The organism is Kocuria sp. MNB10 (assembly GCF_054073685.1).
Window position 1 is genome coordinate 711,217 of record NZ_CM133411.1, and the last position, 16,322, is coordinate 727,538.

At 69.3% G+C, this 16,322-nt stretch carries 11 protein-coding genes and 2 tRNA genes; 7 read left to right on the top strand and 6 right to left on the bottom strand.

The window, feature by feature from the left end:
• Nucleotides 1-214: 214 nt before the first annotated feature.
• Nucleotides 215-1,705, top strand: a complete 1,491-nt coding sequence (locus ACW9PK_RS03130) for an MDR family MFS transporter (protein WP_144998954.1) — start codon at nt 215-217, stop codon at nt 1,703-1,705.
• A 141-nt stretch (nt 1,706-1,846) separates the two neighbouring features.
• Here ACW9PK_RS03130 and ACW9PK_RS03135 read toward each other — a convergent pair whose 3' ends face one another.
• Nucleotides 1,847-3,805, bottom strand: a complete 1,959-nt coding sequence (locus tag ACW9PK_RS03135; RefSeq protein ID WP_457016439.1) for a S8 family serine peptidase — start codon at nt 3,803-3,805, stop codon at nt 1,847-1,849.
• Nucleotides 3,806-3,984: 179 nt separating this feature from the next.
• Nucleotides 3,985-4,073, bottom strand: a tRNA-Ser gene (locus tag ACW9PK_RS03140).
• A gap of 200 nt (nt 4,074-4,273) precedes the next feature.
• Here ACW9PK_RS03140 and ACW9PK_RS03145 point away from each other — a divergent pair.
• Together ACW9PK_RS03145 and ACW9PK_RS03150 are read left to right on the top strand one after the other, a co-directional pair.
• Nucleotides 4,274-5,395: a glycosyltransferase gene (locus tag ACW9PK_RS03145; protein WP_457016441.1), complete on the top strand. Its 1,122-nt coding sequence runs from the start codon at nt 4,274-4,276 to the stop codon at nt 5,393-5,395.
• Between the two features lie 10 nt (nt 5,396-5,405).
• On the top strand, nt 5,406-6,908 hold the full coding sequence (locus ACW9PK_RS03150; RefSeq protein WP_457016443.1) for a lipopolysaccharide biosynthesis protein: 1,503 nt from the start codon (nt 5,406-5,408) through the stop codon (nt 6,906-6,908).
• Between the two features lie 22 nt (nt 6,909-6,930).
• On the opposite strand, the gene ACW9PK_RS03155 is transcribed toward ACW9PK_RS03150, so the two are convergent.
• The 3 genes from ACW9PK_RS03155 to ACW9PK_RS03165 form a co-directional block, all read right to left on the bottom strand.
• Nucleotides 6,931-8,064: a glycosyltransferase gene (locus ACW9PK_RS03155; RefSeq protein WP_457016445.1), complete on the bottom strand. Its 1,134-nt coding sequence runs from the start codon at nt 8,062-8,064 to the stop codon at nt 6,931-6,933.
• 81 nt (nt 8,065-8,145) lie between these two features.
• Nucleotides 8,146-10,302 (bottom strand): RecQ family ATP-dependent DNA helicase, encoded by a 2,157-nt coding sequence (locus ACW9PK_RS03160; protein ID WP_457016447.1) that lies wholly within the window; start codon nt 10,300-10,302, stop codon nt 8,146-8,148.
• 598 nt (nt 10,303-10,900) lie between these two features.
• Nucleotides 10,901-11,941: a hypothetical protein gene (locus ACW9PK_RS03165; RefSeq protein WP_457016449.1), complete on the bottom strand. Its 1,041-nt coding sequence runs from the start codon at nt 11,939-11,941 to the stop codon at nt 10,901-10,903.
• 100 nt (nt 11,942-12,041) lie between these two features.
• Here ACW9PK_RS03165 and ACW9PK_RS03170 point away from each other — a divergent pair, with 100 nt between their 5' ends.
• A complete protein-coding gene (locus ACW9PK_RS03170; protein ID WP_085108167.1) occupies nt 12,042-12,440 on the top strand; it encodes an SRPBCC family protein in 399 nt (132 codons plus the stop codon).
• A 143-nt stretch (nt 12,441-12,583) separates the two neighbouring features.
• On the opposite strand, the gene ACW9PK_RS03175 is transcribed toward ACW9PK_RS03170, so the two are convergent.
• Nucleotides 12,584-12,659: transfer RNA gene (locus tag ACW9PK_RS03175), tRNA-Lys, on the bottom strand.
• Nucleotides 12,660-12,937: 278 nt separating this feature from the next.
• Here ACW9PK_RS03175 and glsA point away from each other — a divergent pair.
• The 3 genes from glsA to ACW9PK_RS03190 all read left to right on the top strand — a co-directional run bounded on the left by glsA (nt 12,938) and on the right by ACW9PK_RS03190 (nt 16,319).
• Nucleotides 12,938-14,779 carry a glutaminase A gene (gene glsA / locus ACW9PK_RS03180; protein WP_457016451.1) on the top strand — a complete coding sequence of 614 codons (1,842 nt, stop codon included), beginning with the start codon at nt 12,938-12,940 and terminating at the stop codon, nt 14,777-14,779.
• Nucleotides 14,780-14,822: 43 nt separating this feature from the next.
• Nucleotides 14,823-15,443, top strand: coding sequence for a hypothetical protein (locus ACW9PK_RS03185; protein ID WP_457016453.1), 621 nt, complete (start codon nt 14,823-14,825; stop codon nt 15,441-15,443).
• 258 nt (nt 15,444-15,701) lie between these two features.
• A complete protein-coding gene (locus tag ACW9PK_RS03190) occupies nt 15,702-16,319 on the top strand; it encodes a hypothetical protein (protein WP_085108141.1) in 618 nt (205 codons plus the stop codon).
• Nucleotides 16,320-16,322: the final 3 nt, after the last annotated feature.

Sequence of the window (16,322 nt, forward strand, 5' to 3'; positions counted from 1 at the left end):
CGGGCCGGGCATGAATCCGACGTGGACGTCCGGCCGGTGTCGCGCTCGAGTGCTCGACGGACCGACCAGTACACCACCCGCGGGCGTGCCGCGGGCCTGGCGGAGCGCTCCCGATGCGCATGTGCACGCGCTCGTCTGTGACCGTTACCCTTACAGGGGCCCGGCCCCGGAAGGCCCGCCCGACCCCGTCCGCTCCAACGCTGGGAACCTCTCCATGTCCTCTGCCGCTCCGGCCGAACCACGCACGCTCGCCCCCCAGGGCACCACCGGGACCATTGCGGTGCTGCTCGTGGCCGCGTTCGTGGTGATCCTCAACGAGACCGTCCTGAACGTGGCGCTGCCCCACATCATGGGAGACCTGCACGTGGACGCCGCCACAGTGCAGTGGGTGACTACGTCCTTCATGCTCACGATGGCCGTGGTGATCCCCACCACCGGGTTCCTGCTACAACGCTTCAGTACCCGCGCGGTCTTCGCCCTGGCCATGGGCAGTTTCGCGGCCGGGACCCTGCTGGCCGCGCTGTCCCCGAGTTTCGGGGTGCTGATCGCCGCGCGCGTGATTCAGGCCTTCGGCTCGGCGATCATGCTCCCGCTGCTGATGACCACCATCCTCATGCTCGTCCCCCAGCAGCGCCGCGGGGTGGTGATGGGCAACGTGTCCATCGTGATCTCGGTGGCCCCCGCCCTGGGTCCCACGCTATCCGGGTTGATCCTGGCGCACTTCCCGTGGCGCACGGTGTTCTGGTTCGTACTGCCCATCGTCCTGCTGGCCCTGGTGATCGGCCTGCTGCGGTTGCGGGACGTGAGCGAGCGCGGGAGCCTCACACTGGACCTGCTGTCCGTGGTGCTGTCCGTGCTGGGCTTCGGTTCCCTGGTCCAGGGCCTGTCCGTGGTGGGGGCCGCCGGTTCCCACGCCGGCGCCGAGTCCGGCTGGCTTTCCACGACCGCCGGCGGTGCCACCGTGCTCGCGCTGGGCGTGGTCCTCGTGGCCCTGTTCGTGTGGCGGCAGATCCGGTTGCAGCGCAAGGACCAACCGTTCCTGGACCTGCGCACGTTCCGGCACCGGGACTTCACGGTCTCCGTGGCGGTGCTCGCGCTCGGCATGATGGCGTTGTTCGGCGGTGTGATCGTGTTGCCCCTCTACCTGCAGACGGGCCGCGGGCTGGACACCCTGCAGACCGGCCTGATCCTGCTGCCCGGTGGGCTCATCATGGGCCTGCTGGGACCGCTCGTGGGTCGGTTGTTCGACGCGTTCGGCCCCCGCCCCCTGGCTGTTCCCGGTGCCGCACTGCTGACCCTCGTGATGTTCGGCTTCTCCCGGTTACAGTCCGACACCCCCGTGTGGTGGATCGTGACTCTGCAGATCTCCATGTCCGTGGGGCTCGCGCTGATCTTCACGCCCGCGTTCACCTCCGGGCTGAACCCGCTGCCGCCGCAGTTGTACTCGCACGGTTCCGCGACGCTGTCCACGTTGCAACAGGTGGCCGGCGGCGCGGGCACGGCGTTGCTCGTGGGCGTCCTGCAGGCCGGCACCGTGATTCATGGACAGGCCGACGGCACCACCGTGACCGATTCCATCCCCGGCGTCCACGCGGCATTCGTCACCGCCACGGTGATCGCGGCGATCGTCCTCGTGCTGACGTGCTTCATGCGCCGCTCCACCCCCACGGAACTGACCCGCGTGGGGGACGACGCCGCTCGGTAATGTCCGCGCGCGGATGCCGCAGCGCTGTCGTACCCCGCCCACGAACCGCCCGAGAACATCCGAGGCCCGAAAGGGCACGCCGCCAATCGGTGGCGTGCCCTTTCGGGCCAAAAATGCAGCGGGTGGATCACCGCGGGGCGGTCACTTGATGCGGGTGACCTTGACACCCCCGCGCGGGGTCCAGGTGTACTGCGTGCGCTCGCCCGTCCTGATGTTCTGGAACCGCTGGTAGGCGCCGGTGGACGTGCGGACCTCCGGGGAGATCGGGTACCCCGCCTTGGTCTCGTACCCCTTGCGGACCCATACCCGGCCGATGCCCGAGCTCTCGACGATCGGTTGCGCACCCGTGCGAGCGCTCCACAGGATCTTGGTGGTCTTGCCCGAACGCGGGTCCACGAAGCTCTGGTAGTAGCCTCCCGTGGCGGTGCGCTGCTCGTTGTTGAACGGGATGCCCACCGCGCGGGCACCGCCCAGGCCCTCGTGGCGCGAGCCGATGCCCGTCCACGTGCGGACCTCGCGCACCCCGGTGCGGGAGGACCAGTAGAGCTTGGTGGTGCGCCCGTTCTTCACGAAGTGCTGCACGACGCCGCCCACGCCCGTGTCCCGCTCCCCGGTGGTCGGATTGCCGTAGACGCCCGCCCCACCGTGGGACTTGTAGTACGTGGCGATCGCCCCGCGCGTGGTGGGCGCCACCGCGCGGGCGGCGCGCACCGCGTCCACCTTGCGGTAACCGTTCACGTTCACGCCGGTGTCCCGCAGGGTCTTGCGGATGGCCTCCACGCCGATGTTCGGGTTGCGCTCCTTCATCAGGGCGATCACTCCGGACACGTGCGGCGCCGCCATGGACGTCCCGCTCAGGTCCCCGTACGAGGGCGCGCCCAGGCTGAACGCCCCCGTGTTGACCGTGGACCAGATCGGCGCGTTGGTGTCCCCGCCCGGGGCTGCGACGTCCACCATGGGCCCCCAGTTGGAGTAGCCGGTGATCCGGTTCTGGGACGACGTCGCGGCGACCACGATCGCGCCGCCACAGTTGGCGGGGGCGGCGAGATTGGCGCTCTTGCCCGCGTTCCCGGCCGCGACCACGAGCGGGACCCCGATCTTGTGCATGCGGTTGACCGCGTTCTGCATGACGGGTGCGCACGTGGGAGCGTCCCACGCCTCGGAGAGGTTCACGACCTTGGCGGGGGTCGTGTTGCGCGGGACCCCGGGGATGGCGATGCCCGCGGACCACATCACACCGTCCGCGATGTCCGAGACGTACCCGCGGCCGTCCGCTCCCAGGACGCGGGCGTGCTGGATCCGGGCGTCCGGGGCCACCGCGGCGATACCCGTGCGGTTGTTGGTGTGGGCCGCGGCGATCCCGGCCACGTGCGAACCGTGCCACCAGTTGGGCCGCCCGGGGCTCCAGTCACCCTCGTCCTGCGGGTTGCCGTCCCGGCCGTTGCCGTCCCGCGAGTGGTACAGGTCCGAGAGGAAGTCGTACCCGCGCACCGTGCGCTGAGTGAGGTCCGGGTGGTTGATCTGGCCCGTGTCCGCGATCCCGATCACCACGCCGTTACCCGTGCCGTGCGACCACGCGGAGGGCACACCGATGTTGCGGGGACCCCACTGGTAGTTCCAGTAGCGGTCGTTCGGGGCGGACGCCGTGTGCGCCGCGAGCCCGTTGACCACGATCAGGTCCGGTTCCGCCGATTCCACGGCGGGGTCCTTCTCGAGGGTCTCGACCACCGCTTGCTGCTCCGCCTTGTCGAGCATCGTGTCGGATTCCACGACCTGCTCGGCGTTGCCCGTGGTCTTGACGATCTCCGGGTCCTCGATCTCGGTGGCCGTCTCCACCTCGGTCAGGACCTCTTCCTTCTGCGCCTCGGGGACGTGGTCCTTGAACTTCACCACGACCCGGTCGGTTTCCGCCAGGACCTTGCCCTGGGCGCCCGTTCCTCTTCCGAGGGATTCGACGCCGCCCACGGTCGGGGGTTTCGTCTGAGCCTGTTGTTCCGGGGTGGGTCCCTCCGGGGGTGCCGCCGAGGCGGGTGCGGCCGTGGCCAGCAACAGCGCGGAGACGGACAACGTGAGAAGTGTTCGTGCGGAGCGTCGTGGCATGATGTCCCCCTCGGGAATCAGCTCGCGGAGGCGGGATCAGCACCGGATCGAGGTGGCTGACGCCCGTGGGCGGGAGCACCGGACTGCGAGTGCCACGGACTTTACCAATGTAAATATCGCGAGGGTACCCCCGACACGAACGAGGGCCCCACATGACGTGTGGGGCCCTCGACATTTCGCGGAGACGGGGGGATTTGAACCCCCGGTCCGGTTTAACCCGGACCCTTCATTAGCAGTGAAGTCCATTCGGCCGCTCTGGCACGTCTCCGTGTCGTTCGTGATGCTCCAATTCCATGAGAACAGGCTCATCCCAAAACAACGGACGTCAGCTTATCGGCACGGTGCGCGAGCGGTCAAAGCGGCGGGCGCGTCGTTCCCGCCGGGATGCAGCGGCAGCACACCCCGGCGTGGTAGTCATGGTGCGGGGCGTTGTGCTCCGTCCGCTTCCTCCCGAAAGGTCTTCGTCCCGTGCGATCACTCGTCGTCACCGCGTGGTTCCCCGACGCGGAAACCCCCAGCCGCACCCCCTTCATCGTGGAGCACTGCTGGGCGCTGCAGGAAGCGGGCCACGACGTCGCGGTGGTGCACGTGAACATCGGTCGACGCGCGCACACCACGGCGCAAGAGGTCTACCAGCGCATCCCTGTCACCCGCGTGTGGCTCGACGTGACGGATCCGCGGTCCTACGCGCACGTGACCCGCGTGCTCTCCGCCGGGCTGTGCGGCGCGGACGTGCTGCACACCATGGCGTTCTCCGCGGTCCTGCTGAGCGCGCCGGCGTGGGCCGCGCGACGCCTCCCCTGGGTGCACACCGAGCACTGGAACGGAGTGGTCAATCCCGCGAGTGTGAATCCGCTGTGGCAGCGGCTGGCGTGGCTGCGGCATGCCTTGCGACTGCCTCACGTGGTCACGGGCGTGACCGCCGAGCTGTGCACCGAGATGGCGCGCTTCTCCCGCCCCGGGGCGACCCACGTGGTGCCGTGCGTCGTGGAGAACCCTCACCCGGCCGCCGAGTTCCCGGCGAGCCCGCCCCTGCGACTGGTGGGCGTGGGGGCACTCATCGATCGCAAACGCCCCGTCCTGGCGTTGGAGACCGTCGCGGAACTGGTGCGCCGCGGAGTGGACGTGCACTACACCCTGGTGGGCAAGGGCCCCCTCATGGAGTCCCTCCCGCAGACCGCCCGTGAGCTGGGCATCGAGGACCGGGTCGAGCTGACCGGGGCGGTCCCCCCGGCGGAGATCGCCCAGCGGCTCTCCGACGCGCACATCTTCTTCCTCCCGAGCGCCCAGGAGAACTTCTTCACCGCGGTTGCCGAGGCGATCGCGGCCGGACGGCCCGCCGCGGTCCCCCTGAGCGGTGGGTTCGACGACTACTGCACCCCCGAGAACTCGGTGCTCACCCACAGCTGGGACGTCCCCGTGCTCGCGGACGCGATCGAGACCGCGCGGGACCGCTTCCGTGAGGCCGATCCGGCCGCCATCGCCGCCACCGTGCGCTCCCGGTTCTCCCGCGCGGAGATCGGTGCGCAGTTCTCCCGGCTCTACCGTGCCGTGACGCGGGATGCGTCCGGTCGACACGCGAGTCGATAAACTCCACGATGTGACATCCTCCCCCACCTCAGGCTCCCCCTCTCGGCGGTGGCGGGGAATCCTCTTCCCCCCGCCGAATCACGAGAACCGGGACAACCCCATCGGTTCGTCGTTCGCGTTAACCGTGATCGCCGTGTTCGTGCAGGGACTCTCCCGTTTCGGGTACAGCCTGCTGGTGGGCAACATCCTGGGCAGTGAGATCCTGGGGCGGGTCAACCTGGCCATCTCCCTGGCCCTGTTCCTGGTCCTGCTGTGGCCGCAGGCCTCGGGCAACGCGGCGGCCAAGTTCATTGCCATGGCGCGCGGTCAGCAACACCGCGAGGAGCAGTTGTCCGTGGCGGTCTACGCATCACGCACCGCGGCCCTGGCCTCGGCGGTGCTGGCCGTGGTGGCGGTCGTGGTGGCCACGTACTTCCTGCACCTGCCCCCAAGCTACGCGCTGTCCGCGGGCCTGCTGGTGATCGCGCTGTCCGCCTACAACTTCGTACGCGGAGTACGCACCGGCAACAACCAGTTCGTGACCACGGCCGTGTGGGACTGCATCAGCTCGGGGATCACCCTGACCCTCCTGCTCGTGGTGCTGCTGGGTGGTTTCACACCGCTGCTGCTGGTGCCGTTGAGCCTGGGCTACCTGATCTACGCGATCCCGGGCTGGCCGCACCGTTCCGGCGGCCCGCTGCCCACGTCCCTCAAACGGCAGATCAACTCGTTCACGGCGTGGGCGTCCATCAACATCCTCACCGCTTCGGGTCTGCTGCAACTGTCCATGATGCTCGGCAAGCACTACGACACCCCCGCCGCGGTGGGTCAGTACTCCGCCGCGGTGAGCATCGCGACGCCGGCCAGCATGCTCTCCTCCTCCATGCTCGTGGCCCTCGCGCCGGCCGTGGCCCGCATGTTCACCGCCGGGGACATGACCGGCATGAAACAGCAGCTCGATTCCATCCTGCGGGTCATGGTGCTCATGTTCCTACCCGTGTTCGGCGTGGGCATCCTCTGGGCGCCATACGTGATTCACGGGCTCTACAACGCCCGCGCCGAGGAGTTCACCGGGGCCGTCCCCTTGCTCATCGTCCTGTTCTTCGCGGTCTCCGCCACGAGCTTCAACGCCTCCAACTCGCGGCTCAACGGCGGGGAGAGCTGGGGGGTCCGCGCGCTCGCGGCGTGCAACGCGCTCGGGCTGATCCTGGGCGTCGCCACCGTCCTGTGGTGGGGTCCGCGGCTCGGTGTCATGGCCGCGGCCATGGGGTACCTGGTCGGCTGCCTCATCAGTGCGGTGGGGCCGCTGATCATCGTGTGGGTCCACGACCGCATGAAATGGTCCGGTCTCATGTTCCGGGTGATGTTGGGGTACGTGCTGATCCTGTCCGGGCTGTGGCTCGTGTTCACGCACCAGGGCGTGCTCGTGACCATCCTGGCGACCGTGGCTTTCCTGGCGCTGTGGTGTGCGATCTCATGGCGTGATCTCGCACCGCGTGTGGCCATGGTCATGCGCAGGTTCCGTCGCGCCTGACCCCATCACGACGGCGGTCGGTTCAGTTCCGCGACCCCGCGGCGAGCGCCCAGCGGTAACGCAGCATCTGGACGGCGCTCGCGGCGACCACCCGCAGGGGTGCCTGCCGGACCAGCACCCGGGTCCAGCGCTCGGTGAGCAGCGCCCCCGGCGTGGTGTAACGACGTCGCTCGGCCAGGGCCGCGAGCAACTCCCGCTCCCCCGCCCCCGGGGACAATAACCGCGCGACCCGCAGGTCCGCGCGCGAGAGCTGGTCCGTCACGTGCGGCGCGTACTGCGTCAGTTCTTCGAACACGGCATTCGCCGACCGCGCGTAGTGGGCGTCCCAGGCCCCCGAGCGCACGGCGTGCTCCAGAGCGGGGAAGAAGTTCACGCGGATGTACTTGAGGATGTAGGACCGCTTCAGCTCGTCCGGGACCCCTGCGAACCAGGGTTCGCGACCGAGATCCAGGGCGGCTGCCACGGTTTCTCGAATCGGGAGGAGCTGGCGCGAGACTCGGTCCGTACCATCCGCATGCATCAGCACCCCGGGGAGACCGGGCGCGAGATCGATCCGGTGTGCCCCCGTATAAAGGGCCATGACGAAGGACTGGTCCTCACCCGTTCTCGCAGACTCGTCAAAGCAAGCCCCCGTGCGCCTGACCGCGGACATACGGATCAGTCCGAATGCCGTGCTGCGATACCCCAGGCGGTCCTTCACGGGATCCAGATCCGAACGGCGCAACGGCCTGACGATGGGGGTGATGTCCACCCTCGGGTTCTCGTGGTGCTGGAAGGGCATGACCAGGTCGCTACCACACCGCTCGGCGATCCTGAGCCACCGGGTCACCGCGCCGGGATCCAGGGTGTCGTCGCTGTCCAGGAAACTGATGTAGCGCGCGCTGGTGCGTCGTAGCGCCTCGTTGCGCGGCACGGCCGCGGTACCCCCCCGGTCCTCGGACTCGATGACGTCCACCACGGCGCGTTGCTCGACGCTCAACATGGAATGCACCTGCTCGGCGGTGAGATGATGCGCGACCGCCGTCACCCGGCACTGACCGGGGGCCGCACCGGGGGCCGCACGCAATGCCGAGGACACGGCCCGCTGCAAAGGTCGCGAGGTGGAGTGGACCGGGATCACGATGTCCACGAGCGGCGGTTGCGGGTGTTCGACCATGTCGCAAGGATAATTTACACACGTTTCCCGTCGCCTGGGTGTCCCCTTAAGAGTGCCCGATCCATCCCGCGGCGGCCCGATTCACCCCTGGGCGGCGAGTACGAACGGTAGCACCGCGTCCGCCCCGGCGAGGCGCAACTGCCGGGCCGCGACCGTGAGGCTCCACCGGCTGTCTGCGAGGTCGTCCACGAGCAGCACGCTCGCCCGCGGCGCCCGCGCCAACTGTTCCGCGAGGGGCTCCGGGACCAGGAACCGGTCCCACACCTCGGCGAGCCGATAGGCGCTGTTGCCGCCGTGGGAGCCGCGGGGGACGTCCGGGTTCAGTTCGAGCGAGCCCCAGAACGGCAGGTGCCCCGCGGAGGCCAGCCCGCGGGCCAGGGAGTCCACGAGCTGTGGGCGGGACAGTGACGGCATGGCCACGACCCCGGTGGGCCGTTCCTGCCAGTCCCACTGCGCCAGGACGGTGATGCTCGCGCGTCCCAGGTCCGCCGTGACCACCGAATCCACGGGATCGCCGTGCTCGTCCGATCGGAAGATCTCCCGCAACCGCTGCCCCCACCCGAGATCGGTGAGCCGGGCCAGGGCGCGGCCGCGTTCGGCGCGTTCCGTTTCCGGGATCTTCCCCTTGGCCTGCAACCCCAATCGATCCATGCCGGTGGGCCACTGCGCGCGCGGTTCCACGGGGACACCGGCCCGGTGCAGGGCGGCGTCCGCGGCGGCGGATGCGTCGGAATGCACGGTGGTGGGGTACCACGGCCCGGCGCACACGTCGCACCGACCGCACGGTTCCGCGGTGGCGTCGTCGAGCTGACGGGTGAGGAAGCGCATGCGGCACTCGCTCGTGAACTGGTAATCCATCATGGCCTGCTGTTCCGCGATCCTGGCCTTGCGCACCCGCTCGTAACGCGGGGCGTCGTAGGTCCAGGGCTGGCCCGTGCTCTGCCAGCCGCCGGAGACCCGTTCCACCGCGCCGTCCACCGCGAGCACCTTGAGCAACAGCTCGAGCGGGGTGCGTTTGATGTTGACCCGCGGCTCGAGAGCCGCGACCGACAACGGGCCGCCGTTCTCCGCGAGCGCGGTGAGCACCGCGGTGGCCTTCTCCTCGGTGGGCATGGACGCGGTGGCGAAGTACTCCCAGATCTCCCGGTCCTCGCCGCCCGGTAGCAGCAGGACGTCCGCGGTGTCGGTCGCGCGCCCCGCGCGGCCCACCTGCTGGTAGTACGCCACCGGGGACGACGGCGCTCCCAGGTGCACCACGAAACCCAGGTCCGGTTTGTCGAAGCCCATGCCCAGCGCGGACGTGGCCACAAGGGCCTTGACCCGGTTCTCCTTCAGGGCGACCTCGAGTTCCTCGCGTTCCGCCGCGTCCGTGCGACCGGTGTAGGCCGCCACGGGATGGCCCGCCTCCGTCAGCGCTCGGGCAGTGTCCTCCGCCGCCCCGATGGTCAACGCATAGATGATCCCGCTGCCCGCAAGCTGGTCCAGGTGTTCGAGCAACCAGGCGAGCCGTGTGGCGGTGGAGGGCAGTCGCAGCACGCCGAGCCGCAGGGACGCGCGGGACAGCGGACCGCGCAGGGTGAACACCTCGCCGCGGTACCCGGAGCCCACCCCAAGCTGCTCCCGGACGTCCTCGATCACGCGTTCATTGGCGGTGGCCGTGGTGGCCAGTACGGCCACCGAGTCAGAGAGGTCCGCGAGCAGGTCCTTGATTCGCCGGTAGTCCGGACGGAAGTCGTGACCCCAGTCCGAGATGCAGTGGGCCTCGTCCACGACGAGCAGTCCGAGCCGGGAGACGAGCTGTGGGAGTTGCTCGTCCCGGAAACGGGGATTGTTGAGGCGTTCCGGGGACACCAACAGGACGTCGATCTCGCCGCGATCCAGGGCCGCGGAGATCTCCGCCCACTCGGTGGGATTGGCGGACGAGATGGCCGCGGCGCGGACACCCGCGCGCTGGGCCGCCGCGACCTGGTCCCGCATGAGTGCGAGCAGCGGGGAGATGATCAGCGTGGGGCCGTAGCCCTGGGCCCGCATCAACAGCGCGGATAGGAAGTACACCGCCGATTTCCCCCACCCGGTGCGCTGCACCACGAGTGCCCGCCGGTGCTCCTGGACGAGTGCGGAGATGGCCTCGAACTGACCGGGGTGGAAATCGGCGTGCGGGTTCCCCGTGAGCTCACGGAGGTGATCCAGGGCTCGGTCCCGGAGGGATGCGGTGTTCTCGTGCGCAGGCGCGATCATGACTCGAGTGTCCCAGCAGGTTCGGACACGCAGAAGCGACCGGAGCGCCCACCGCGGCGCGAGGTGCGGCCCTCTGTATCAGGCCCCATGACACGCCGGGTCGGGCGTACGACCCCTTAACGCGTTGCGTCCGCTGCGCCAGGACTCATTCCCCCGAAGGAGTCCATGCGGCGCAGCGGACGCATATGCCGGAGAACCGGCGCGGATCAGGTCCGCTCGAAGCACATGCCCCCCGGCATGAACCTCGTACCGTCGCCTCACGGGTGACCCGGACACACCACGCCCCCCAGCGTGGAACGCGTACGAATCCGTCATGGACGTACGGCCCGTATTCCCCCCGGTCATGACCGCACATCACTGAATGTCCCGTGTTGCGACATGAATATGCTGGCACGCCCGCTCCAGGATTTCCAGCGGTCACCGAGTCACGCAAGACCCATCGCAGTTTTGTGGACAAATCAACTCAAGCGTATGTTCTCCCATGTCGGAGGCCGATTCCTTGCTTCCATTGCGCGCAATCGACCGGACGGCGGCGCTGATTCGTAGCGCAAAATGGGGACAGCTCGGACGCCCCGAATGCCCGTCATGGGGACCCGTGTCAGTGGTCGTCGTCCTTCTCGACCCGCTCGGCGTTCCGCTGACCGTGCGTCAACCGCTCGATGTCCGCGTGGCTGTCGAAGTTCGACCCGAGAGCACCGGCGATCGTGCCGAGCGAGGCAGAGAGCCACGCGATGTCCACGTAGTTGCTCAGCGAGGGAGAGACTCCGATCACGGATTGCATGTATCCGACTTCGATCACCACCAGAGCGGCCACGAGGATCCCCGCCATGAGCACGGTGTAGAACGTGAGAACCGTCACGAGCAGCGTGGCGATCGTGGAGGCGTTGTACATCGCGGCCTCCACGCGACTGCCGAGCCGCCGGGGCGGGTCCCACAGGCGGTTGCTGAACATCAGCCACCCCACCATGGCCCCAACCGCCAGGAGCGAGATCAGGGCGAGCCGCCACGAGGGCAACGCCAGGGACATCTGCCAGATGGAGGAGTAGAACACGCCGAACGCGCCGGTGGCCGACGCCGCCGCCCACATGCGCTTGAGCTTGGTGACGTCCTGGAACGGCTGGTTGGTGCGCACCATGCCCAGGACCAGGCGGATGCGACCTGGCCACCACCACGGCGACGCAATGAACACGGAACGCCCGGTGTCCACGTCCTGCTCGTGGACCACTCCGAAGCGCACACGCCGGTCCTGGACGTCCGGGAGGTCCTGATGGGCCAGGGTGTCCAGGGAGTCGAAGATGGCGCGTCCCAGTTTGGTCGTGAGCCCCCGCCAGCCCAGCGCGGGCAGCGAGATGATCACGAGCCCGTCCTCGAAGTGCAGCTCCGCCATCTTGGGCAGCTTGCCCGCCCGCCGGGGGATCTCCGTGATCACGACCTGGAAATCGGCCTCACCCTCGCGGGACCACGCGCGCACGGCCTCCACGTCCAGGCTGTTGTCGGGGCGCAGGGGGATGGTCCTGTCCCGGCGCACGAGCTGGTAGTCCCCGAAGCCGTCCCCGCCGTGGCGTTGCTGCAATCGACTGAAGATCGCGGAGCACAGCCCGGGATCGGTGAAGACGTCTACGCGATAGGCCGGGTCCATGCGCCCCATGATCCCAGTCCGCCGGCTCGCCCCACAATCGACAGTGGGCTTACCGTTGCGTGACGCCCCCGTCCGCGCGGATCCCGGGCACACTGGTGCCATGGACATGACCGTGACCCGCACCGGCCCCGCTCGCCCGGCGGACGTGTGGCAGCACTACGAGCGCCTCGATCTGTGGACCGTGTGGGCTCCCCACCTCACGAACGTCCGCGCCGATTCCGCCACCCTGGCCCCCGGCACCTCGGGCGTGGTCACGGCGCTGGGCGTGGTACCCGCGGCGTTCCGTGTGATGAGCGTCCGCGCCAACCTGCATTCGTGGTCCTGGCGCGTGCGCGTGGGTCCCGTGACGCTGGAGCTCACGCACGATGTCGCTCCCACCCCGAGCGGCGGTTCCCGCGCGGACGTCAGGATCCAGGGCCCCGCCCCCGTCCTGCTGGCCTACCGCCCGCTCATGGGCTGGGCGCTCGCGCGCCTCGTACGGGTCGGCCCGGCGCACTGAGCGCTACTCGGCCAGAGGCGCTGCACGCGGGCAGGTCCGGGGCGCCGAATGCCGCTCGCCCCGGGCCCCGAATGCGAGCGGACACGGAAATGCCCCGCGCGATCGTGATCGCCACGGGGCACATGGTCTCCGGTTCCGGGAGGTGGTGCGCCCTGTGGGGCTCGAACCCACGACCCATGGATTAAAAGTCCACTGCTCTACCAACTGAGCTAAAGGCGCGTGCCCAGCCGCGAGTTCCCGCCACCGAGCACGGCTACTCTACCGCAGCGCGGGCGCATTTCCAGTTCGGGAAGCGGCCTCCCGCGCGGCACCGACGGCAACCACGGGCGGGCCCAGCGGGCCGCACCGCGCGGCGCGACGAGCCACCGCGCCGTGGGCGAGCGCACGGCGTCGTCGTCGACCGGGCCCGTCCGCAATATGGGACCCTGGGAGGAGACGACACCCGGGGCGTGCGCAGCCCGCCGCGGGGTTCCCGCCGAGCCTTCGAGGAATGACCCATGAGCACCGTCGCGATGTCCAAGCTGGGCCCCTCCCCCGTCACCGAGTACCTGCGCCGCGTGGTGGAGGACCTGCGCCCGCTGACGGACGGCACGGTGAACAATTCCGTCCCGGAGCTCGCGGCCGCAGACGAGAACATCGTGGGGATCGCCGTGGCCACCGTGGACGGCGCGCTCTACCAGGCCGGGGACACCAAGCTCGAATTCTGCATCCAGTCCATCTCCAAGGCCTTCACGTATGCCCAGGCGCTCACGGACCGCGGCCCGGAGGGTGTGTTCGAGAAGATCGACGTGGAACCGAGCGGTGACGCCTTCAACGAGATCTCACTGCAGCCGGAGACGGGACGCCCCGCGAACCCCATGATCAACGCGGGCGCGATCGCGGCGACCTCCCTCGTGCGCAACACGTCCCACGGCACGCGCATGGAACGGATCCTGCGGTTGCATTCCCGATGCGCGGGCCGGCAGCTGCGGATCAACAAGAACATCCAGTCGCAGGAGCACAAGGCCGGGGACCGCAACCGCGCGCTGGGCTGGCTGCTCGCGTCCCGGGGGATCATCGAGGGGGATCCCACCGGCGCGCTCGAGGACTACTTCGGCCAGTGCTCGATCATGCTCAACTGCGTGGACCTGGCCCGCATGGGTGCCACGCTCGCGGCCGGCGGGCGCAACCCCGTGACCGGCGAGCGCGTCCTGGACCCCGAGGTCGTCTCGGACGTGCTGTCCGTGATGAGCACGTGCGGGATGTACGACGACGCCGGGCGCTGGGCCATCCGCGTGGGCCTGCCCGCCAAGTCCGGGGTCAGCGGTGGCGTGGTGACCGTGCTCCCGGGGCAGCTCGCGGTCGCGGTGTTCTCCCCGCCCCTGGACCGCCACGGCAACTCCGTGCGCGGCGTGGCCGCATGCGAACGGCTCACCAAGGACCTGGACCTGCACTTCGCCCGCACGGAACGCAAAGGGCACTCCACGGTGCGCTCCGAGTACACCCTGGCGGAAGCGCCGTCGTTGGTGCGGCGCAACGAGGCCGCCACCGAGGTGCTCGACGCGCACGGCGAGGACGCTCGGATCATCGAGCTGCAGGGCGATCTGCGCTTCGCCGGGGCCGAGACCGCGGTGCGCACGGTGCGCGACGCCGCCCGCAGGTCCAGTTACGTGCTCGTGGACATCCGGCAGGTGGACGATATGGCCCGCTTCGTCCTGCCCATGCTCAGCCGCACCGCCGAACAGATCGAGAAGACGGGCCACCACATGGTGCTCGTCGCGGAGAAGAGCGGTGAGAACAAGCGGAACCTCGAACACCCGCTCACGGTCTTCGCCACGCGCGCCGAGGCCCTCACGTGGGCCGAGGACCAGATCCTGGAGCGCTTCGGCGGCCCCGAGTGCGCCCCGGACAAGGTGCACTCCACCCGTTCCGAACTGCTGAGTACGCTCGGCGAGGAGGACGTGGAGCGCATCCGCTCACGCACCGAGTCCGTGGACTGGAAGGCCGGGACCACGGTGTTGCGCACGGGCCAGAAGTTCAACGGCGTGTACATGGTCACGTCCGGCAACGTGGAGGTCTCCCGGCGCTCACCGCAGGGTGACCGCGTGGAGCTGGAGGTGATCGGCCCGGGAATGAGCTTCGGTGAGATCGCCCTGGGTACCAATATGCGCCACCTGGTGAGCTTCACCGCGCTCACGGACGTCTCCGCGCGCAGGCTCTCCCCGGAGGCGATCCAGGAGATCGAGGAGGAGGACCCCCAGCTGGCCCTGCGGTGGTGGCGCGCGGTGTCCCAGCAGGCCCTGCTGCGCATCGAGGAACGCTGGCGTCAGCGGGCCGGGGAGACGCACACGGTCGACTGATCCGCCGAGCCCCGTGAAAGGTGCGCGGCGTACACTCGGGCGCATGTCCGAACGCCGCACGCATCATTCGCCCGTGAAGTTCTCCCCCGAGAAGTTCGACGCCCACGAGGGCGGCACGGACCCCGCCCGAGTGTCGGAGGCGGCCCACCTGGCCGCGCAGGCGCTCGTGTCGCGGGGCCGGGAATCCGAGGATCCGGTGGTCCACGATCGCCTCGTTCGGCTCACGGACGAGCAGGGTCTCGAGGGGATCGCGGAGATGTGGGCGCAGGCCCCCGCGGTGTCCCTCCCGGGTGCGCTGTGGCGGCTCTACGCGCTGCGCGCCGCCGCCCGCAAGGACCCCTACCGCATGGGCCGCTGGTTCGCCGCGGGCAAGCAGACCGCGCAGGTGTCCAACGTGGTCGCGGGCGTCGCGGACCCGCCCGGTGCGGAGGAGATCTGCGAGGTCGCGGACGCCATCCTCTCCGGCGCGTTCGACGGCGATTTCGACGTCGCTCTCGAACGCTCCGCCGCGTTCTGCCGCGTGATCGCCACGGGCCAGGAACGCACGCTGGACATCTCGAGCCTCGGCGTGCGCGATCCGTGGCGCCGCATCCCCCGCCTGATCCGCACCGCAGAGGAACTCGAGTCCGCGGCCGCCGCGTGGCGCAGGGGTGCGCTCGAGTAAGGGCCTGCCCTCCGCGGGGCGTCCTCGTCCGGACGGACCGCTTTGCGGCGCCCCCGGGGTCGGGGATTATGATGGAGACAGGTGTCGGGCCGTGGCAGCCCCGGGCTCCATCATTTAGCCGCTACGAGCGGCCTTCCGCCGAGAGGCGCTCCCGGTCCGGCACCGCACCCCTCAACAAGATCCACATGTCCCCCCGGTTAACTTTCGTTCGGTACAGTGACGGCCGAAAAGTGAACGGTTCGACGGGAGGACGAACGGATGGCCTTTCGGATCTTCCCGGAGGACGAGCGGGTGACCGAGCTCCTGGTCCAGATGTCCCAGTGCGTGGGCACCGCGGTGGATCAGCTCGCCGAACACATCGGGCAGATCGACAAGACCTGGCAGCGCCCCATCACGGACCTCCTGGACACCGAGGACCGCTGCACCAACCTTTACTTCTCCCTGATGACCACCACGCGCTCCTCGTACGTGGTGCCCATCCCGCGTCAGGACGTCTACATCCTGGGGCAGTGGCTGTTGCGAGCAGTCCAGTGCCTCGTGGCGAGTGCCGAGACCCACCAGCTGTACCAGCTGGAGCGGCCCACCTCGCACGCGACCGAGGAGCTCGCGGTGATCCAGCACATGTCGCTCATGACCACCAAGGCCATGGGCCGGCTGAGCAGCTTGAACGAGCTGGACGACTACTGGTTCGAGATGATCCGTCTCACGCGCCAGGCCGAACGGACCCACCGGGTGCACCGCGCGAGCTTGCTGGATCAGTTCAAGACGGCCCAGGCCATCCGCCGCATGGACGCCGCCCGCCAGCTCTTCGATGCCGCACGCGCCCTGGGCCAGGTCTCCGCAGAGGTGGGCCGGATCCTCGTGGTAGAGTCCTGACGC

Bases quoted from the DNA above. Each gene is read 5' to 3' on its own strand.
- ACW9PK_RS03130 (WP_144998954.1), top strand. From the start codon at position 215: ATGTCCTCTGCCGCTCCGGCCGAACCACGCACGCTCGCCCCCCAGGGC.
- ACW9PK_RS03135 (WP_457016439.1), bottom strand. From the start codon at position 3,805: ATGCCACGACGCTCCGCACGAACACTTCTCACGTTGTCCGTCTCCGCG.
- ACW9PK_RS03155 (WP_457016445.1), bottom strand. From the start codon at position 8,064: ATGGTCGAACACCCGCAACCGCCGCTCGTGGACATCGTGATCCCGGTC.
- ACW9PK_RS03160 (WP_457016447.1), bottom strand. From the start codon at position 10,302: ATGATCGCGCCTGCGCACGAGAACACCGCATCCCTCCGGGACCGAGCC.
- ACW9PK_RS03165 (WP_457016449.1), bottom strand. From the start codon at position 11,941: ATGGACCCGGCCTATCGCGTAGACGTCTTCACCGATCCCGGGCTGTGC.
- ACW9PK_RS03170 (WP_085108167.1), top strand. From the start codon at position 12,042: ATGGACATGACCGTGACCCGCACCGGCCCCGCTCGCCCGGCGGACGTG.
- glsA (WP_457016451.1), top strand. From the start codon at position 12,938: ATGAGCACCGTCGCGATGTCCAAGCTGGGCCCCTCCCCCGTCACCGAG.
- ACW9PK_RS03185 (WP_457016453.1), top strand. From the start codon at position 14,823: ATGTCCGAACGCCGCACGCATCATTCGCCCGTGAAGTTCTCCCCCGAG.
- ACW9PK_RS03190 (WP_085108141.1), top strand. From the start codon at position 15,702: ATGGCCTTTCGGATCTTCCCGGAGGACGAGCGGGTGACCGAGCTCCTG.